This is a genomic window from Thermofilaceae archaeon, from assembly GCA_038731975.1.
Taxonomy (GTDB): Archaea; Thermoproteota; Thermoprotei; order Thermofilales; family Thermofilaceae; genus JANXEW01.
Genome location: JAVYQJ010000021.1, coordinates 1 through 17,875, shown reverse-complemented (window position 1 = coordinate 17,875; position 17,875 = coordinate 1). Strand labels below are relative to the sequence as shown.

The window sequence follows — 17,875 nt, the reverse complement described above, 5'->3', positions numbered from 1 at the left end:
TTAAGAGGTCACGGGAAAAGTAGAGGGGGTAACTTGAGGCTATCCTCCTCGCCAGCCTAACGACATCGGGGCCGAACTCCACAACCTTACGCACCATCACCTCTCAAAAATCTCACGCTATGCCGGCTGGCTGCAGCGATAACCATTTCTAATGACACGCAACGAAAGCTGTAGCAACACTTGAGCTGCTTACCGCTAGAGTCGACAGCGTTGAGAGGAGGTTAGCCTCACTTGAGGCTTTGCTGGGCAGGCTATCCAGCGATGTGGCAGACATTAGGGGCAGACTAGCCGGACTACCCACCGCGGAAGAAATCAACGCGTTGAGAAGCGCTGTTGAAGGTGTCACAGGTACGCTGAACACCGCGTTAGCGCTCTCAGCCATCGCACTGATACTAGCGCTTATAGCCTTAATACTACCCTTCGTTAGAAAACGTTAATAAAATAAATATTTTTCTTTTTTCTCTTGCACCTTTAAGCACTTCTCCCTATCGTACAGCTCATACTTTTCTTGGGTGGTCGCGAAGCGCTAAGGATAACGCTCGTACTGGCACATGATCACGATGCAGGCTTATCAAACCTCCACCTCGAACCGAGAAAAGCATATTTCGTCCTTCATGCCTTGTCTGGCCGTGCTGGGATTCGGCCTTGTGGGTACGGGCGTCGGGGGCGGCTTTATCGCTGGGGCTTTGCAGCGGTTGAGGGATGAGGGGGTTGCGGAGCTCGTCGCTGTAGCTGGCCGGAGGGCTGCGAAGACGGAGGAGTTTGCCCGGAAGTACGGTGCTAAGAGGTGGTATGCTAGCTTCGATCAGCTGCTCGCGGATCCTGAAGTGGATGCCGTGGCTATCTCGACGCCCCACTACCTGCACTTCCCGCAGGCTGTCGCCGCTATTGAAGCTGGAAAGCACGTGCTCGTGGACAAGCCGATGGCTGTGACGCTGAGGGAGGCCGATGAGATGATCGCGAGGGCTGAGCGGAGGGGCGTTACTCTGGGCGTGGTGTTCGAGTACCGCTTCGACCCGGTGATCGAGAGGGTTAGGGAGCACGTGACGTGGGGTAGGCTGGGGAGGTTGATCCTCGCTGAAGCCGTGGTGGAGTGGTATAGGACCCGCGAGTACTACGAGGGCAGCGATTGGAGGGGGAGGTGGGCGACGGAGGGTGGGGGTGCGCTGATCAACCAGGCGATCCACACGGTGGACCTCATGCTCTGGCTGATGGGGGATGCGGAGGAGGTTTGGGCTTACGCGGGCACCTACGCTCACGACATCGAGGTTGAGGATCTGGCGGTGGCGCTAATCAGGTTCAGGAGCGGGGCTCTCGGCGTGGTGCAGGCTAGCACTGCCACTTACCCAGGCTTTCCGACGAGGCTCGAGGTGCACGGCACGGATGGTGCTGCGGTCATAGAGGGGGGCAACCTCAAGCTACTGGCCTTGAGGGGCGAGGTGGTGAAGGAGGCTGAAGGGTTGAAGGGGTGGGAGTCTTGGGCGAGGCCTGAGGCCGTCCCCATCGAGAACCACGTGCGGCTCCTCCGCGACTTTGCGCTGGCCGTCAGCGAGGGGGGGAGGCCGAGAGTAGACGGCCGCGAGGGGAGGAGGAGCCTCGAGTTGATCAGGGCGATCTACGCCTCCGCCAAGCTCCACCAGCCCGTAAAGCTGCCCCTAGTGGAGGTTTAGCAGAAAGTTTTTCATCAGCCTTGTATAGCGCATACTGATGGTCGAGGAAGTAGAGGTGATCGTCGAATCGACGCGTTTCGAGCCGAAAGTGGTGAAAGTCAGAGTGGGTGAAACAGTGGAGAGTGTCGTTAAATCTATAGGCTTAAACCCGGTCGAGTACGTCCCCGTCCTCAACGGGCAGATCGTACCGGAAGACGAGCCAATCCTCGCACCAGCCAAGCTCAAGCTCATCCCCGTCGTCTCAGGCGGCTGAGAAACCACTCCATTCCCCCTTTGAGCATCCTCTATGCTCAAATTCAATAGAAGCTGTAAACCGGTAGAAGGTTTATAATGGTATGGTTAAGAACTAGAAATTAAAGGGAGGAATATAAAAAAAGAATCGGTTTGTACTTTCTTTTAGGCTTGTTTCGCAACGGTTTCAGATGATGGTTTTGGAGCGGGCTTCCTGAACGCGAGAGCAAGTGCAACTATTGCGAGGATGAGTGCTACAGCGGCGAGTGCGAGTGCGGCATTGAGGGTTGAAGAGAAGCCTGCGACGGTTGCTTCAACGCTGCTGATCCTCCTTTCGATATCGCTCCTTAGCTGCGTCAGCGTCCTGTCCACGTCGGAGCGGATCTGCTCGGGGAGCGCTGCGAGCTTAGCGTACTCCTTTAGCTCGCCCATGTAGCCCGTGGCCCAGAGGATCACGTTCCTGACGAAACGCGGCCCGCTGAGAACGACGCCGTAGTACTGCCAGGCGACGCCCGGGTAGTAGCCGCCGTAGGGCGTCTCCCCCGAGAGGATGGCCACGTTGTACTTATCCTTCACGGGGATGAGCTGTGCAGCCATGAGGACGAACTGGCCCTTATCGCCGGGCTTGTACACCTTCGCGTTTTTGCCCGTAGGCTCGACTTGATTCTCGGTGATCTCCGAGTAGGGCGAAGTCATGGCGATTATGTAGGTGTTGCGAGGCTTCTCGGTGGGGCTCAGCCTGCGCCAGTTCCCCGCGTCATCCACCCAGGCGAGCGGACCCGGCCCGTGGAAGAGGACCAGGTCGCTGCCGTACCTAAGCTCCGGTACCTCGCTCACGTTGACGTACCCGAGCAGCCTGTAGTTAGCACCGGTCAAGTTTAAGCTGACGTAGCAGTAGGCTGAAGTGTAATCCATCCTCAGGTTGGATCCAATGGCTTCCATGATCATGTTTGCAACCTCTTGGGCTAGCTCGGAGCCCTGTGCGGGGTAGTCGCTGTCGGCCGCCACCCAGAGGGCTCTACCAGGGGCAGCTGTAAACCACTTTGCAAGCGCGGCGATCTCCTCTGGCGTGAGCGGGGCTTGCGGCTGGCCTATGATCACCATCGCGATGCGCAGCCTCTCGAGGTCAACGGTTGCGAAGTCGCCGATCACGACTGTGGCGCGCGCCTTGATGGCCGCCGGCAGAGCGTCGGCATCCTCCTTCGTGCGCACCAGGACGTACCACGAGGCTTCGGGGACCACGTTCATGATGACGTCAACGCCCGCCGTCGGCTGCTTGTGGGCGAGGTCGATGAGGATCGGTATACCGATTTGCGCGGAGGTCAGGGGGGCCGTGAGGGTGGCTGCAGCGACGGTTATCACGATTATAGCAATAACTTCCGTTCTCACGGTAAACGTCCCTCCCGCTCGGTATATAGGGTTATCGCTCCGGAATGCGCCGATCGAGCTTGCGAGACAGGTTTATTTCCCCTCATTCCCCCCATCAACCGATGAAGTTGGTTCGCAGGCGTGGGTTGTCTAAACCCATCTTGATGGCTTTCGCAGCGGCGATGATCGTAGCCGCCGCGATCGTTTCGCTAGTAATCATTCCCATGATAACTCAGCGACCCAGCCAGCCTCGGGAGGAGCAACCCCCGCAGCAGCCACCTGCGCAGCCCAGCGGCATAACCTTGACCGTGATCTCGAGGCATCCGGCGGAGATACTCGTCAAGGCTAGGAGGATGTTCCTGGCCAGCGAAGTTGCGAAGAGGTACAACATTACGGACCTCAAGACGATCGTTCTTCCACCCGGGCTATGGGAGCAGTACATAAGAAGCGGCGAGGCGGACGTCGCGTGGGGAGGGGGGCCGACGCTGTTTGATTCGCTCTTCGCTAGAGGGCTTCTCGCCCCTCTAACCAGCGCGGAAGCGTTGGAGGCCGCTGCCCAGATCCCCGACGAGATTGCCGGTGTCCCGATGAAGCGCGTGAAGGACGGGAAGATATACTGGGTTGCCGCAGCGATCTCCAGCTTCGGTTTCACCGTCAACCATAGGAGGCTGAGGGACTACAACCTCGCAGTACCGCGGAGCTGGAGGGATCTGGCCTCCCCGGAGCTGGGGCGCCCGCTCGTACAGTTCGGGACTGCGGCCCTATCGATCGCCGACCCGACGCAGAGCACCAGCCACACGAGGATGTACGAGATCATCCTCCAGAGGTTTGGGTGGGAGGAGGGGTGGAGGATCCTGACACTGATGGCGGCGAACGCGGAAGTCTACCCCGGCAGCGAGCCAGCGAGAGATGCCGTGATCAGGGGCGATGTCGCCGTCGGCATCACGATTGACTTCTACGGTTACACGGCGATGAACGTGAACCCCGACTGCGAGTACATAATACCCCCGGGTGAGAGCATCGTCAACGGGGACCCGATCGCGCTGGTGGTTGGCAGCAAGTACCCTGAGGCGGCGCAGGCTTTCATCGCTTGGGTGCTGACGGAGGGGCAGGCGGTGTGGCTCGACCCTGGGATCAACAGGCTACCTTCGAACCCGAGGGTCTTCGAGACGGCTGAGGGTGCGAAGAGGCCCGACCTGAGGAGGGCCTACGAGGCGACGCTGCAGACGCCCTCCATCCAGTTCGACGACGAGCTGGCGCTCCGCTACGAGCCGGTGATGCAGTGGTACTTCAGGTCGACCCTTGTCGACGTCAACGATTACCTGAAGGCGGTTTGGAAAGCCCTGCTGTCCAGGTACTTCGCCGGAACGATCACGGATGAGCAGTTCAAGGCTTACGTAGACCGGCTCACCGCCCTTCTCAACTTCACGGATCCAGATACTCAGCAGACGGTGACCTTTACGCAGGAGTACGCGATCTCGATCGGCGAGAGGTTCGTGAGGGATGCCTCCTTCAGGGATACGCTCATCATGACTTGGAAGCGCGCCGCCGTGAGCAAGTACACGAGCATACTCCAGGAGTTGGGAGGTTAACGTGCCCCCCGCGATCAAAAAGATCCTTTTTTACATCGACACAACGCTGCTCACCCAGCTAACCCTATCCACCGCGCTCCTCCTCTTCCTACTCGTAGCCCCCATTTTAACGGTCGTCTACGTAGCGACGCAGTACAACCCGATCCTCCTCTTCTACGATCCAACGTTCGTAAGCCTCACACCGCGGGGCCAGCTCGCGATCGTCTACAGAGGCCTGTTCCGGGATCGCGAGGTCACGATAATCAGGATCGTCGGAGTCAGCTACGGGGCCATCCTCAACTCCCTCATCGTAGCGGCCATCGTGACGATCGTCGCCAGCATTCTCGGCATTGTAACGGCGTTCGTCTTCGCCCGCTACCAGTTCCCGGGCAAGCAGGCGTTAAGGATCCTCGCCACTGTCCCCCTCCTGCAAACCCCATTCATCAACTCCTTTATAATTAAAAGGTTGTTTGACTGGAGGGACGGGCTCGTCTCCTGGCTGATCTGCGACGTGCTCGGGATTCCGGTGAGAATCGGTCTTGACTCTCTCGCCGGCGTGGCTGCCGCCCAGATCATGTCCTTCTACCCGATCGTCTACCTGAACGTTTACGCGAGCATGATGAACATCGACCCGAGCCTGGAGGAGCAAGCCGAGAACCTCGGCTCCAAGGGTCTCCACCTCTTCAGGACTGTCACGCTCCCCCTCTCGCTACCGGGGCTCGCGGCTGGTGCCGCTCTCGTCTTCATCTTCTCCCTCGAGGACGTGGGTGCACCAATCGTGTTTAACGAGCAGAGGCTTATCTCCTTCCAGATCTTCTCGAGGTTCATCGAGGCTACCACCGGTTACCTCTCACCCGCGGCTGCCAGCCTAGCGCTCCTCCTCCTATCGCTAGCCCTGGGCGTATTCGCGGGGATAAGGAGGTACGTAACGCTGAAGCAGTACGCGATGCTGAGCAGAGGTGGGAGGTGGAAGCCGAGGGTTAGGAAGCTGGGCCCCCTCGGGTTGGCAGCCGTCTACCTCGGGCTCCTCCCGATCCTCCTCTTCACCGCCTACCCCCAGCTGGCGGTCTTCGCCTACGCCTTCGCGGAGCGCTGGAGCGGGCCATTACCGGAGGGCTTCACGTTTAGGCACATGATGGAGGTGGCTAGGGACCCGCTAGTCCTCCGGGCCGTCATGAACAGCTTAACCTACTCGCTGGCCGCGCTAGCGATCATAATCCTCCTGGGGGTCTCCGCACCCTACGTCATAGCCCGGGCCAGGATCGGTGGCATGGAGCTCCTCGACCTACTCGTCACATCCCCCGTCGCAATACCCGGCCTCGTCCTCGCCGTCGGCTACTTCTACTTCTTCGCCACCTTCTTCCGAGGCACTCCGCTCGACCCGATCGCCGCGGGCCCCAGCCTGCTGCTCATCCTAGCCTACGGGGTTAGGAGGCTACCCTTCACCGCCAGAGCGGTTTTCGCGGGCCTCCAGCAGGTCCACGTAGCGCTAGAAGAGGCTTCGATGAACTTGGGCGCCGGCAGGCTCACAACGCTGGTCAGGATCGTACTGCCGCTGATCGGCTTGAACGTGCTGAGCGGCGCGCTCGTCAGCTTCGTCTACTGCATGAGCGAGACGAGCACCAGCGTGACGCTGGGCGGGCTCGGCGGGCTCGGCGAAGGCCACAGGGCACCGATGACCTTCATCATGATGGATTACCTGGGCAGGTTTGGTGGACCGCATATCGTTGCGTCCCTCGGCGTCATCCTGATCACGCTGCAGCTCACAACGATAACGCTCGTGAACGTGGTGCTCAAGCAGAGGTACGCGTACATCGGAGTGTAGACATTAACACTGAAAGTCAATGACCTGAACTACGTTTTAATGCTCTATTTCGATTTGTTTGCCTCACCCTCCCTGCTGTTGGGTTGGCAGCGGGATTAGTGGTGTAACACCCGTGGGGGAGATCACGATGGTGGCTCTACCGCTCTGGGCGAGCTGCTTGATCGCCTCTAGGTAGAAGTAGTAGGCGACAACCTGCGACGGTGGGACTCCGGTCTGGTTGGCGATCAGGCTGATCGACTCCGCCTGGGCGCGGGCCAGCGTTAGGAGCGCCTCAGCCTGACCTCTGGCTTGTATCAGAGCTGCCTGCGCGGACGCGTTGGCCTGTATCAGTGCAGCCTGCCTCTCGTACTCGGCCTTCAAGGCCCGCTGCTGGGCTGCAACCTTCTCGTTAATCGCTTGCACAACAGTGTCGGGGAGCTTGATGTTCCTCAGGTTCACCCCGAGTAGCTCCAGGCACTGGCCGATGATGGCGTCCCCCCTGATCCTCGCGGCCAACGCCTCCTCAACGCTGCGGGCGACGAGCTCCCTCTTCTCGATGAGGTCGGTCATTGAGAAGTTCGCAATGATCTCCCTGGTGACCTGCCTAGCGGTCGCGACGAGGAAGTCCTCCTCGTAGTTCAGCCTCGGGTAGTACCTGACGAGGAGATCGAATTTCTCGGGGATCAGCCTGTACCTGATCGTTACGTCCACCAGCGCGACAACGCCGTCCTTCGTGAGCGCCTCGATGGCCGGGTAGTCGCGCGGCGGCTCGATGAACATGTCAACAGCTTCAACCCCCGCGTAATCCTTTACGATGTAGGCCCAGGGCGCTTTGAAACCGATCGCGGGCCCCAGCACCGGCCTACCGATCGCGCCCGTGATCGGGTCGACGACGACGGCTATTTCACCCAGGTTAACTACGTAGAAGGTCGTCGCGAAGATGACGGCGAGAGCCGCAGTAGCAGCGATAGCGGCAAACACTATCTTAGAAGCATTTCTTCTCGCTCCACCCACTGACACCCGGACGGGAACTTCCACGGATGAGCGAGCTTAAAGGCACCTATATAAGCTGTTCCAATCCGCTGAAGAACTGGGTTAGACTATCAGAAGAACTGTTGGGAATCTTAAACTATCGAGGGTGGGGCGAGCGTGCACCTAAACCTCTGCTGGGCTACTCGAAGGATAACCCCTTGAGGCGGTGCTCCACGGCTAGCGCGACGCTCATGCCGACTAGGACCTGCATGATGTTGAATGGCACCTCAGCCAGAGCCGCGTAGCCCAGGATGAACTGCTGGTAGGTGAAGTAGCCGAGCACCATCACGACGCCGCCCGCAGCCAGCGCGGCTGCCAGCTGGGGCCTCGCGAGACCCCTGAGGTTGAGATGGAGGAGGAAGGCCGCCATGATCGCAGCCACAGCCAGCCATAGGGCTGCAGTGACTTCCGCCGCTACAGCGCTCGTGACAAGGTAGATTTCCGCGGGCCCCACGTAGTAGATTGCGCCGAGGAGCGCGAGAGGAGCTGGTACGAGAACCGACAGTACCAGCCCTTGCGCCCTCCCCATCTTCACGTGCTTCAGCCTGCGCGCGAGCAGAGAAGCTATGAAGGCTTCAAGGCCCTTTATCACGAGCGTAGCCGGAGCGTAGACGTAGTAGCCCAGCACGACGTCCGCGAGAGCTGAGCCGACGCCGCCGGCGAACGCCGCCCAGGCTGGGGGGAGGATTATCGCGGAGATGTAGACCCCCACTTCACCGAAGTTGAAGTAGCCTCTAGTCTCGGGGATGTAGACCGTGAAGAGGATGGTTGCCAGCAGCGTGAAAGCTGTGAGAATCGAGGTGGAGGCTAGCAGCCTACCCCTCCTACCCTGCTGCACGCGAGCCATCTCCAAAACCTAAGGATAAACTTTATGCAGCATTGCCGCGAAATAAGCGTGTCTGCGGCTTCTTCTACACCAGGTTGTAGGCCCGTAGCACTTCCAGCACGCCCTCCCCCCTAGGCCTTGATGCCACGTAGCCGCCCGCCCTCCTCACAGCCTCCTTCACCTCCTCCTCCGCGTTTCCCACCGCAGCGACCATGAACCCGTAGCTGCCGTCGAGCATGCTCAAATCGTTCGGCGCATCCCCAATGCAGAGGGCGGCCCCCTCGGGTAAGCCTAGAGCCTTAAGCAAAGTTAGAAGGGTTGGCCCCTTGCCCGCGCTCTTGTGGAGGATCTGTATCAGCCTGTAGCTGCGGTCGCACTGGAGCTCGGAATCGCCGGCCAGCAGCTGGCGCAGCCTGGCTTCGCAGAGCCTCGCATCCTCAACCCGCTCGAACTTGAGAACCACCATGCCCCTCTGGGCGGCGACATCTGGAGGCCACAGCTCAACCGCCACCCCCCTCCCTCGGAGGTACTCAACCTCGGTAGTCGCCACTTGCAGAGCCCGAGGCAGCACGCTCAGCCACCGCTCCCTCACAATCCTGTTGTGCTCCTCCCACGGCTGGTACATACAGCCTCTCAGCTCGTAGATCTCCTGCTCGTTCACGATGAGGTAGTGGGGGAGGCCTGCTTCAGCGCCCAGACCGTTCCCGGCCAGGATGCGGAGCTGATCCTCGAGAGAGCGGCCCGAGGCCGTCGCGACAATAACTCCTTTGCCAGCTACCTTTAGGAGCGCTTCAACGACCGAAGGGAGGATCTTCTCGCCCGGCTCTAGGAGCGTACCGTCCAAGTCGAGTGCCAGCAGCTTAACCACTCTAGCGTCGGCAAGGTCAGGCAAAAAGGCTTGACGGTGGGCATCCTCGGCGATCGCGCAATAGCGGGGTATGGACTTCAGGTTCATAACCCCTTTAAAAGACCCCCCGGCCGCTTCCCCTGGTGAGAAGGGTGAAGACAAGTTTGATCGTGGTTGCCGCTGTAGCTGCAGCGGCGATCCTTGTAGCGCTGGCGGTAGCCGCTATCCCGACCGTACTCGGAGGCATTGCGCAGCGAGGCGGGGCTTTCAACCCGGTCTGGCAGCTCGGTGAGAACGGGCAGCCCTTCTGCTGCAACGTTACGCCGCGTGCTAGAGTGAGGGGGGTGAAGGGCTTCGCCGGGTGGAGGTTCGTCGAGGTCAGCGGCGAGTACGTTAACGCCGTAACGAGCATACTGAAGGGCGACCCCGACGTCGCAAAGCTGCTGCAGGAGGGCTACAACATTACCTGGATCAGGCCGATCATTACTGCGGTCGTGAGCGGCACTGGTGACGTCACGCTCCGAGCCACTCAAGCTCTCGTGCTGCTCAAGGGCCCCAACGCCACAGCTCAAGTGCTCGTGGACGTCGCGCAGGGCAAGGTGCTCAGGATAACGATAGTATCGAGGACTATCATAACGAAGTCCTAAACTAGGAACGTAAGGCTGTAACGGCCTGATAAGTTTCCCCTTTTTCTGATCCTCTTCGGTGGACGTAAGGTTATTATTGGGTTGAGTGGCGCATTCTGCTGGATGGCTAGAGTCGAGCTCAAAGGCGTGGTTAAGAGGTTTGAGGACGTTGTGGCGGTGGATCACGTCACCCTCGCTGTCGAGAGCGGCGAGCTTTTCACGCTTCTCGGCCCCTCGGGCTGCGGTAAGACAACCGCTTTGAGGATCATCGCGGGCTTCGAGCTACCCGATGAGGGGCGCGTCCTGTTCGACGGGGAGGACGTAACGTTCAGGAAGCCGTACGAGCGCGGCTGTGCGATGGTGTTCCAGAACTACGCATTGTGGCCCCACATGACGGTCTTCGACAACGTCGCCTACGGGTTGAGGGTGAAAAAGCTCCCAGCCGCCGAGCTGAAGAGGAGGGTCAGGGAGGTGTTGGAGCTCGTAGGGCTCGAGGGCCTGGAGAACCGGTACCCGCTCCAACTGAGCGGGGGGCAGCAGCAGAGGGTTGCGCTGGCGCGCGCGCTAGTCGTAGAGCCTAAGGTCCTGCTGATGGACGAGCCGTTGAGCAACCTTGACGCTAAGCTGCGGTTGAGGATGAGGGAGGAGCTCAAGGGTTTGCAGAAGAGGCTGGGTATCACGACGATCTACGTGACCCACGACCAGGAGGAGGCGATGAGCCTCTCCGACAGGATCGCTGTGATGAACAGGGGGAGGGTGCTCCAGATCGGGACTCCGTTCGAGATCTACACAAAGCCTTCGAACCTCTTCGTAGCCACCTTCATCGGCAGGAGCAGCGCGCTGAAGGGGAGGGTTGAGCGCGACGAGGGGGGCTACGTCGAGGTCGTCACGAGCGGCGGCGTTAAGCTTCGGGGCGTGCCGGCAGCCCCTCTGAGCAGGGGTTCAGAAGCTGTTGTCGTGTTGAGGCCTGAGGACGTCTCGCTAGACCCTGTACCGGGGGCGAACGAGATTGAGGGGCGTGTTGAGATCGCCATGTTCCTCGGCTCCCACAAGCAGTTGAGGGTGAGCATCGATGGCGACAGGCTGATCGCGTACGTTGACCCTGACGCGGGGGTGGGCGAGGGCGAGAGGATCAGGCTCTACGTGAGGAGGGAGGATACGCTGGTCTACCCGATGGAGGGCTGGGAAGAGGAGGAGTTCGCCTAGGGCTAGCCTTATATAGGGTCCTACGTGCTGTTCTCGATGAAAATCAGCTACTTGTTAGCCGGCCTAGCCGTAGTCGCACTCACCGCACTACTCCCCCTCTCCTTCCCGTCACCAGAGGTGCGAATAGTCGACCCCCGCTACGCTGTGCCTGTAGCCGTAATGCCCGGCCAGAGCTTCAACGCAACGCTCCAGGGGGTCCTGGATGTTTCAGGGGCTTGGATCGTGGCTCCCGGCTTCAACGTGTCGCTGTCCCCCTTGAGGAGCTGGAAGCTCGAGGGCGCGGTAACCGTTCTCCTAGAGGTGCCTAAAAACGCCGTGGGGGCGCTGTACGACTTGTGCGTAAGCGCGGGCGGGCTTACGGTCTGCGAGCCCAGGAGCGTCTGGGTTCTCGAGCGGGAGCCCGATAAACTCTCGATCGCCCACCTCACCGACATCCACGTCGAGATCATCATCGGGGGCGTCCGCAGCACGCTCTACCTGGAGACCGCCCTCAACCTTGTCAACACGCTCCCCGTCGATATCGCAGTGGTTACGGGCGACTGCGTCGACGTGGGGAGCCACGTAGACTCGCTCAAGAAGCTGCAGGAGCTCATCAACCGGGTGAGGAAGCCCACGTTCCTCCTACCCGGCAACCACGACCACTCGCAGACCGATGAGAAGAGCTTCAACGAGCTGTACTACGGCCGGTACGTGGGGCCCGCCACGTGGTACAGAGTCTTCGGCAACTTCCTTCTGGCCGCTTTGGATACGGGCTACGCGGGGTACGTCGATCCCTCGCAGCTGGCCTGGCTCGAGGGAGTGCTCTCAGCCCACAAGGACAAGGTGAAGATCCTGATGATGCACCACCCGCTCTTCAGAGCGGGGCTCTTCCGCGAGATCAATGGCTCGTGGAGGGAGATCGATAACCTCGAGGCTTACCTCTACAGCAGCTGGGCGAACCGCCTCGACCTAGCCCGTGAGCTGCTCAGGCTGATAGAGGAGTACAATGTCACAGCTGTACTGGCCGGCCACGTTCACACCGACGGCTTGGTCATCTACAACGGGAGGACGTGGTTCGTGACGACGGTGGCCACCTGTGGGCAGGCCGAGTACAGGGGGTTCAAGATTGTTGAAGTCGACCGGGGCGGGCGGGTGAGAGTCGTTGGTATCCCGGGTAGGGATCCCCTGAGGGAGCCGAGCAGTTTCGTGCTGGACGGCTCGCTGATCCGAGTGATTCCCACGCCGGGTAAGGGTACTGCGAACGTCGTCGGCTACGTGTCTACAGTGCTTGGCATCGACTTGAAGCAGCTCACGGTCTACTTGTACCTCAACTCCTCCCTGCCGGTGGAGGCGTACAGGGTGTATGGGGACTCCGCGCTGGTGAGGGATCTTACGATCGTCCCGTACGGCGGCGTCTACCTGGCCAAGATGATAGTCGATGTCCCCAACGATTGGTTCAGAATCACGGTATCCTCGTTCAAGGACGAGGCGCCGCCGAGCGTCAGCCTCTCCATGTACACTCCGACTAGGCCCGTCGCCGCCAGGGATAGCGTCACCCTATACATCAGGGCTCAGGACGAGGGGTGGGGCGTGTGGAGGGTGTACGTGGACTACGAGACGGACACGGTTAGAGGCACGCTGGTGGCGCAGGAGATCGGCCCGGCCTCCTACCAGGCTTCCCTACCACCGCTCAACGCGACAACGGTTAGACTGACGGTGAGAGCCGTGGACTTCGCGGGTAACGTGGGAACGGAGACCGCGGAGATACGGTACATACAGCCGGTCTTGCAGCAACCCACCGCGCAGCAGCCTACAGCGGAGCAACCCGCGCAACCCGAGCAGCCCGCGCAACCATCGCAGCCTACTCCCCAGCAGCCCCCCACTCTCATCGTAGCGGCAGCCGCGTTAGCTGCGGCCGTGGCAGCCGTTCTCATCGTTGCTGCGAGGCGCCGCCGCTAGAACCTAGCAGCCCTCCAGCCTTTCCCGTATTTTGCTCAGCGTCTCTATAACCTCTCTCCTTGCGATGAGCCTGCGCAGCGGTGGGCCTGACTCCTCGCCGAGCAGAGCCAGGTAGAACGCCCTGTAGACCTGCAGCCTCCCCTCCCTCCCGGCTATCCCTTGACTCTCGCAGGCCTTTTTCACGGCCTCGTTGGGGTCCGAGCCCCCGAGTATCAGGGACACAGCCTCCATGAACGCCCTGAGGACTCGCCCGTCGATGCCCTCCAGAAGCTTCGCAGCTTCCTCGGGGCTGCGGAGCACTGCGCCGTACCCGACCGCTTCCAACCAGTTCCTCGCGTTCATCAACCTCCTCTTGGCGTCCTCCACCTCCCAGCTTTCAAGGCCCCTCAGCTTACCCTGCCGCTCGAGCATCCTCATCCCGTCCTCCAAGTCCTCCATCCAGGCGGCCACGCGGACGGCTTGGAAGTAGGGGATCCTCACCGGCCTCTTCTGCGGCGGAGGGCCGGGTAGGGAGAGGCTGTAAAGCTGCTTCGAGTACTCGCTCCCACCCGTGAACACCGTCTCCTCGAACTTGTCGAACTCCTCGACGTAGTTGGGCACCTGGCGGAGATCGAACTCCCAGTGGCTGAGCGCCTCACTGTAGATGTCGGTAACCTCCCTCTTCAGGATCTGGAAGCGCAAAACCTCGGGTGGAGCGTAGCGGAGCCACTCGTCAATCCCAAGCCCCGCCCCCTTCCTCTTGCTGAACTTCTCCAACCTCCTCTCACCCCCCTCGTGCTCGACCCAGTAGACGAAGTCGTAGAAGATTGGCACGGGCGGCTCCCTGCCGAAGAGCTCCCTAGCGAGGGCGCACCCCGTGTCGTAGCCGCTGCCGCTGGCCATGTGATCCTTGCCCAGGGGCTCGAAGTGCACGTTGAGCGCCAACCAGCGTAGAGGCCAGTCCACCCTCCACGGCGGCTTCCCCTCACCCTTCGCGGCGTCAGCCACCCCCTCGTAGCCGCAGGCGGAGCACCTGTAGCGGACCCTTGAGCCCTCAACGCTCAGCGGGTGTACGACCTCATCGATCCTCCCGCAGCCGGCGCACCTCGGCCTGTAGGGGATCCAGCCCTCCGGGTACAGCCTCCTGTGGCCGGCGGCCCTTTTCACCCTGTTGAGCACCTCCACAACCCGCTCACGCTGGGCGAGGACCTCGAGGAGGGGCTTCACGTACCTCTCGCTCTTATGGAGCCGGCTAGCCCAAACCACCTCCAGCTGCACACCGTAAGCGGGGAAGCTCTCCTCGACGGGCTTCACGAAGTGCTCAGCGTAGCTGCCGTGGCAGCCCCACGGGTCCGGTATCGACTCGAAGGGCTGCCCAACGTACATGGGGGCTTCGCGCTTGAAGCTCTCCGGGGCGAAGGAGGGGGCCTGCCTGAAGGGGTCCATGCTGTCCACAGCCAGGTAGCCTACGACCTCAACGCCGCTCTCCCTCAAAGCTCTTAGGACCGAGTCGGCTAGCACCATGTCGATGAAGTTCCCCAAGTGTATCTTACCGCTGGGGGTTACGCCCGACTCAACCACGTAGAGTGGCTCACCCGGGAACCTGCGCAGCACCTCTTGCGCCGCCCTGTAGGCGAAGTGTTGGGACAGGAGGATCCCCGGCGCGGGTGGAGGGGGGAGGAGATTTATCATTGTCGTTGCCGCCGCAGGCAGCCCCCGCAATCAATCAAGCGGCTAGCACCGCGAAACCCGGTTTGCGTAACAGCCCGCCTAAACCGTGTAGGGGATCGGTTGGCGGATTGCGCTTGGGACGCGCGGGAGCGGGCTTGCAGGCCCGCTTTTCAGGGCTTGAGGCGCTTGGGGGCGGGGCGCTTGCCTAGGGTCTACGCGTAGCCGAAGGCTCTGTACACCGCAATCTTGACAGCGTCGGTGGCCAGCAGAATCACTGCTACTTCGTAGACCAAGGCCAGAGCAATCGTTTGCGCCGGTATAGCTGGTACTATGGCGCCGCTCCATACTAGGATGGTTGCAGCTAGGCCGTCAACCGCTATCGTCAGTAGCATGTACTTGCTCGGTTTTGAGCTCCAGAACACCCCGATCTCCCTGAAATTCAGGAAGCCGAAGAGGCCCGAAATCAGGAGAACGTAGAATATGAAGCTCTGCAGCTGCTCGTGCGGTAAACCGATTAGCCTCGCCAGGTACAGGGCTCCGAAGAGCTCCGCGAGTTTCGCGATGCCCAGCAAGGTTGAAATCAACGTGAGCTTCTTCACGTTCCACCTCTCCGGCCTCCTGCTTGGCTGCAGTACGTCGACGCTGATGGAGAGCGTGACGAGATCGTAGAGGAACAGCATCAGCACCATGTGGGTGGGCGTCAGCACGGGATGCCCGAAGAGCAGCGACGATATGGCTACGAAGTACACTATGCTGAACGTTTTGACGATCTTGTTTATGGCCCAGACGACCATCTTTCTGTAGGTCATCCTTCCGTGCTGTATGACGTTGGCGATCCCCCTCAACCCCGGTACAGCCAACACCACCGACGCCACCGACTTCGCTACATCGGTGGCCCCGCTAACGGCCACCCCCAAGTCTGCTCTCTTGAGCGCTGGAGCATCGTTCACCCCATCGCCGGTCATGCCAACCACGTGCCCCCTCCTCTGCAGGGCCTCCACGATGCTGTACTTGTCCTCTGGCATGACTTCCGCGAAAACACCCGTGTCCTCGACAACTTCAGCCAGCTCCTCCCTGGGAATCTCCCGCAAGCTAATTGCCTTCCCCTCGATGCCGACCTCGCTGGCCACGGTCTCGGCGATGTGGATGTTGTCCCCCGTAACCATCTTCGGCGTTACACCGAGGCTCTTTATGACGCTTATGAACTGCTTCGAGTCCTCACGGGGCTTATCGTAGAGCCCCAACAGCCCCACAATCTCGATGCTGCCCCGCTGCGCTTCCACCGCTATGGCCAGCGGCCTAAGCCCCTCCTTGCCCAGCTTCGCAACGATCTCCTCGATGCGCTCCTTATCGGGGTTGCTGGCCTCCTTTACGAGAACCTGTGGTGCACCCTTGATTACTCTGAGCACACGCCCGCCCAATTCAACGACTGCTTCGCTCACCTTGGTCTCAGGCGTAAAGGGCTTGTACTCCAGAACCTTCGCAGCACTGGTGTCAACGTTCATCTCCTCAGCTTTCCGCCTTATGGCGTTCTCGAGCGGGTCCTTTGTCACCTCCTCGGTTGCTAAAACCGCGAATCTAATGACGTCCCTCTCACTGATCTGCCTGTTCAGCGGGACAACCTTGCTCACCACCAGCCTGTTCTCTGTTATCGTGCCCGTCTTGTCCAAGCATATCACGTCCATCATCGCGGCAGCCTCGATCGCCTCAAGCCTCCTAACGATTATACCGCTCCTAGCGAGCTCGGTGCTGGCTAGCGCCATTGTTATGGTGGTCATGGCCGGCAGCGCTATGGGTATCGAGGCCAGCAGCAACGTCAAGGTGAAGGGTAGGAGCTCCACTAGGTTGAGCCCCTCCACGATGAATTTGGCCGCAACAAGAGCGATAAAGATGGAGTCCACGAGGAGAAGCCACTTGGTTATGCTGTTCGCCACCTCCTCTATGAGCAGCCGGGGCTTTGCAACCTGGACGAGCTCGACGGTTCTACCGAAGCGGGTCCTCGACCCCGTTTTCACCACCTTCACTATCGCCTCACCCCTCACAACCGTGGTCCCAGCGTAAACTTCGTCGTTAACGCCCCTCTCAGCCGGTATCGACTCCCCCGTCAATGCGGACTCGTCAACCATCACCGAGCCTTCAACGATAACCCCGTCGGCAGGCACGATGTCGCCCATGGAGAGCTTTACGATATCGTCCGGCACGATATCCTCTGCGGCCACATCGATCCACCGGCCGTCCCTGAAGGCTTTCACCGTCACTTTCAGCTTCGATTTCAGCATCTCGATGGCCCTGCCAGCCCTGTGCTCGTGGATAACGCCGATAACAGTGTTCACAAGGAGCAGCGACAGCATTATGATGAAGTCGACGTACCTCCCCATAACGTAGGATACCGCAGCGGCAGCCTCAATCGCGAAGGGGGTAAAACCCGTGAACTTCTTTAAGAAAACAGTTACGAGCCTCTCCCTCTTTTCAGGCACCCTATTAGGGCCATAGATTCTAAGCCTTTCAGCAACCTCGCTGCTGGTCAGGCCCTTGTAACTGTTCATTGACAACTCCAATTATCATCATTTTTCAGGTTTTCTCCCCATACTAAACCGTGAAACTCGATGTTAGAAGATTCTCGCCGCACCTTTAACGCCCACACCGGGTTATGCGACCCAAGCACCACTGGTTATCGGGATGACTGGATGCAAAATAGTTGCTAAACGCTGAACTAGCTGATGTTTTACACGTAGCCTTCAGCGGCTAGGAGCTCGGCGAGCAGTACCGCTGACCCGGCGGCCCCTCGAACCAGGTTGTGGCCGAGGGCGAGGAACATGAGGCTCCTGCTGTTCACCCCCCTCCTCACTCTGCCGACCGCGACGCTCATCCCCGGCACGCTGCCCGCCATCCTGTCGAGCCTGGGTTGCGGCCGGTCGACCCCGCTCAGCACGACTATCGGCTTCTCCGGAGCTGTTGGAAGCTTCATCTGCTGCGGCTTACCCTCGAACCGGCTGAGGAGTTCGACGGCTTCGTCCACGCTGACCTCCCTCTCCGTCTCCACGTAGACGCTCTCGAGGTGGCCGTCTAGCACGGGGACCCTCGTGCACGTCGCGGCCACCTCGAT

15 protein-coding genes are annotated in these 17,875 nt (G+C 60.3%); 8 read left to right on the top strand and 7 right to left on the bottom strand.

The genetic code is table 11. The features are described 5' to 3' along the window. Positions 1-239: 239 nt before the first annotated feature. The 3 genes from QXF46_07525 (at position 240) to QXF46_07515 (ending at position 1,923) form a co-directional block, all read left to right on the top strand. Complete coding sequence (locus QXF46_07525; protein MEM0226713.1) at positions 240-437, top strand: hypothetical protein; 198 nt, start codon at positions 240-242, stop codon at positions 435-437. Between the two features lie 192 nt (positions 438-629). Next, positions 630-1,670: a Gfo/Idh/MocA family oxidoreductase gene (locus QXF46_07520; protein MEM0226712.1), complete on the top strand. Its 1,041-nt coding sequence runs from the start codon at positions 630-632 to the stop codon at positions 1,668-1,670. 37 nt (positions 1,671-1,707) lie between these two features. Next, positions 1,708-1,923 carry a MoaD/ThiS family protein gene (locus QXF46_07515; protein MEM0226711.1) on the top strand — a complete coding sequence of 72 codons (216 nt, stop codon included), beginning with the start codon at positions 1,708-1,710 and terminating at the stop codon, positions 1,921-1,923. Positions 1,924-2,066: 143 nt separating this feature from the next. Here the strand turns inward: QXF46_07515 and QXF46_07510 are convergent, their stop codons facing one another. Continuing rightward, positions 2,067-3,290 carry a hypothetical protein gene (locus tag QXF46_07510; GenBank protein MEM0226710.1) on the bottom strand — a complete coding sequence of 408 codons (1,224 nt, stop codon included), beginning with the start codon at positions 3,288-3,290 and terminating at the stop codon, positions 2,067-2,069. Between the two features lie 101 nt (positions 3,291-3,391). Here QXF46_07510 and QXF46_07505 point away from each other — a divergent pair, with 101 nt between their 5' ends. Beyond that, entirely contained in the window at positions 3,392-4,861 is a 1,470-nt protein-coding gene (locus tag QXF46_07505) for an ABC transporter substrate-binding protein (protein MEM0226709.1), read from the top strand. Position 4,862: 1 nt separating this feature from the next. Beyond that, the gene (locus tag QXF46_07500; GenBank protein ID MEM0226708.1) at positions 4,863-6,665 is read left to right on the top strand and encodes an iron ABC transporter permease; all 1,803 of its coding nucleotides are present in this window, start codon (positions 4,863-4,865) and stop codon (positions 6,663-6,665) included. 63 nt (positions 6,666-6,728) lie between these two features. Here QXF46_07500 and QXF46_07495 read toward each other — a convergent pair whose 3' ends face one another. The 3 genes from QXF46_07495 to QXF46_07485 form a co-directional block, all read right to left on the bottom strand. After that, positions 6,729-7,682 (bottom strand): prohibitin family protein, encoded by a 954-nt coding sequence (locus QXF46_07495; protein MEM0226707.1) that lies wholly within the window; start codon positions 7,680-7,682, stop codon positions 6,729-6,731. 133 nt (positions 7,683-7,815) lie between these two features. After that, positions 7,816-8,514, bottom strand: coding sequence for an ECF transporter S component (locus QXF46_07490; protein ID MEM0226706.1), 699 nt, complete (start codon positions 8,512-8,514; stop codon positions 7,816-7,818). A gap of 73 nt (positions 8,515-8,587) precedes the next feature. Further along, on the bottom strand, positions 8,588-9,370 hold the full coding sequence (locus QXF46_07485) for an HAD family hydrolase (GenBank protein MEM0226705.1): 783 nt from the start codon (positions 9,368-9,370) through the stop codon (positions 8,588-8,590). Between the two features lie 122 nt (positions 9,371-9,492). Here QXF46_07485 and QXF46_07480 point away from each other — a divergent pair, with 122 nt between their 5' ends. The 3 genes from QXF46_07480 to QXF46_07470 all read left to right on the top strand — a co-directional run bounded on the left by QXF46_07480 (position 9,493) and on the right by QXF46_07470 (position 13,119). Next, complete coding sequence (locus QXF46_07480) at positions 9,493-9,996, top strand: hypothetical protein (protein ID MEM0226704.1); 504 nt, start codon at positions 9,493-9,495, stop codon at positions 9,994-9,996. Positions 9,997-10,098: 102 nt separating this feature from the next. Beyond that, complete coding sequence (locus tag QXF46_07475) at positions 10,099-11,181, top strand: ABC transporter ATP-binding protein (protein ID MEM0226703.1); 1,083 nt, start codon at positions 10,099-10,101, stop codon at positions 11,179-11,181. Positions 11,182-11,217: 36 nt separating this feature from the next. Next, positions 11,218-13,119, top strand: coding sequence for a metallophosphoesterase (locus tag QXF46_07470; protein MEM0226702.1), 1,902 nt, complete (start codon positions 11,218-11,220; stop codon positions 13,117-13,119). Between the two features lie 3 nt (positions 13,120-13,122). On the opposite strand, the gene lysS is transcribed toward QXF46_07470, so the two are convergent. The 3 genes from lysS to QXF46_07455 form a co-directional block, all read right to left on the bottom strand. Further along, entirely contained in the window at positions 13,123-14,820 is a 1,698-nt protein-coding gene (lysS, locus tag QXF46_07465; protein ID MEM0226701.1) for a lysine--tRNA ligase, read from the bottom strand. A gap of 161 nt (positions 14,821-14,981) precedes the next feature. Next, the gene (locus QXF46_07460; GenBank protein MEM0226700.1) at positions 14,982-17,315 is read right to left on the bottom strand and encodes a plasma-membrane proton-efflux P-type ATPase; all 2,334 of its coding nucleotides are present in this window, start codon (positions 17,313-17,315) and stop codon (positions 14,982-14,984) included. 179 nt (positions 17,316-17,494) lie between these two features. Further along, positions 17,495-17,875 (bottom strand): Asd/ArgC dimerization domain-containing protein (locus QXF46_07455; protein MEM0226699.1); only part of this gene is annotated, 381 nt, incomplete at its 5' end.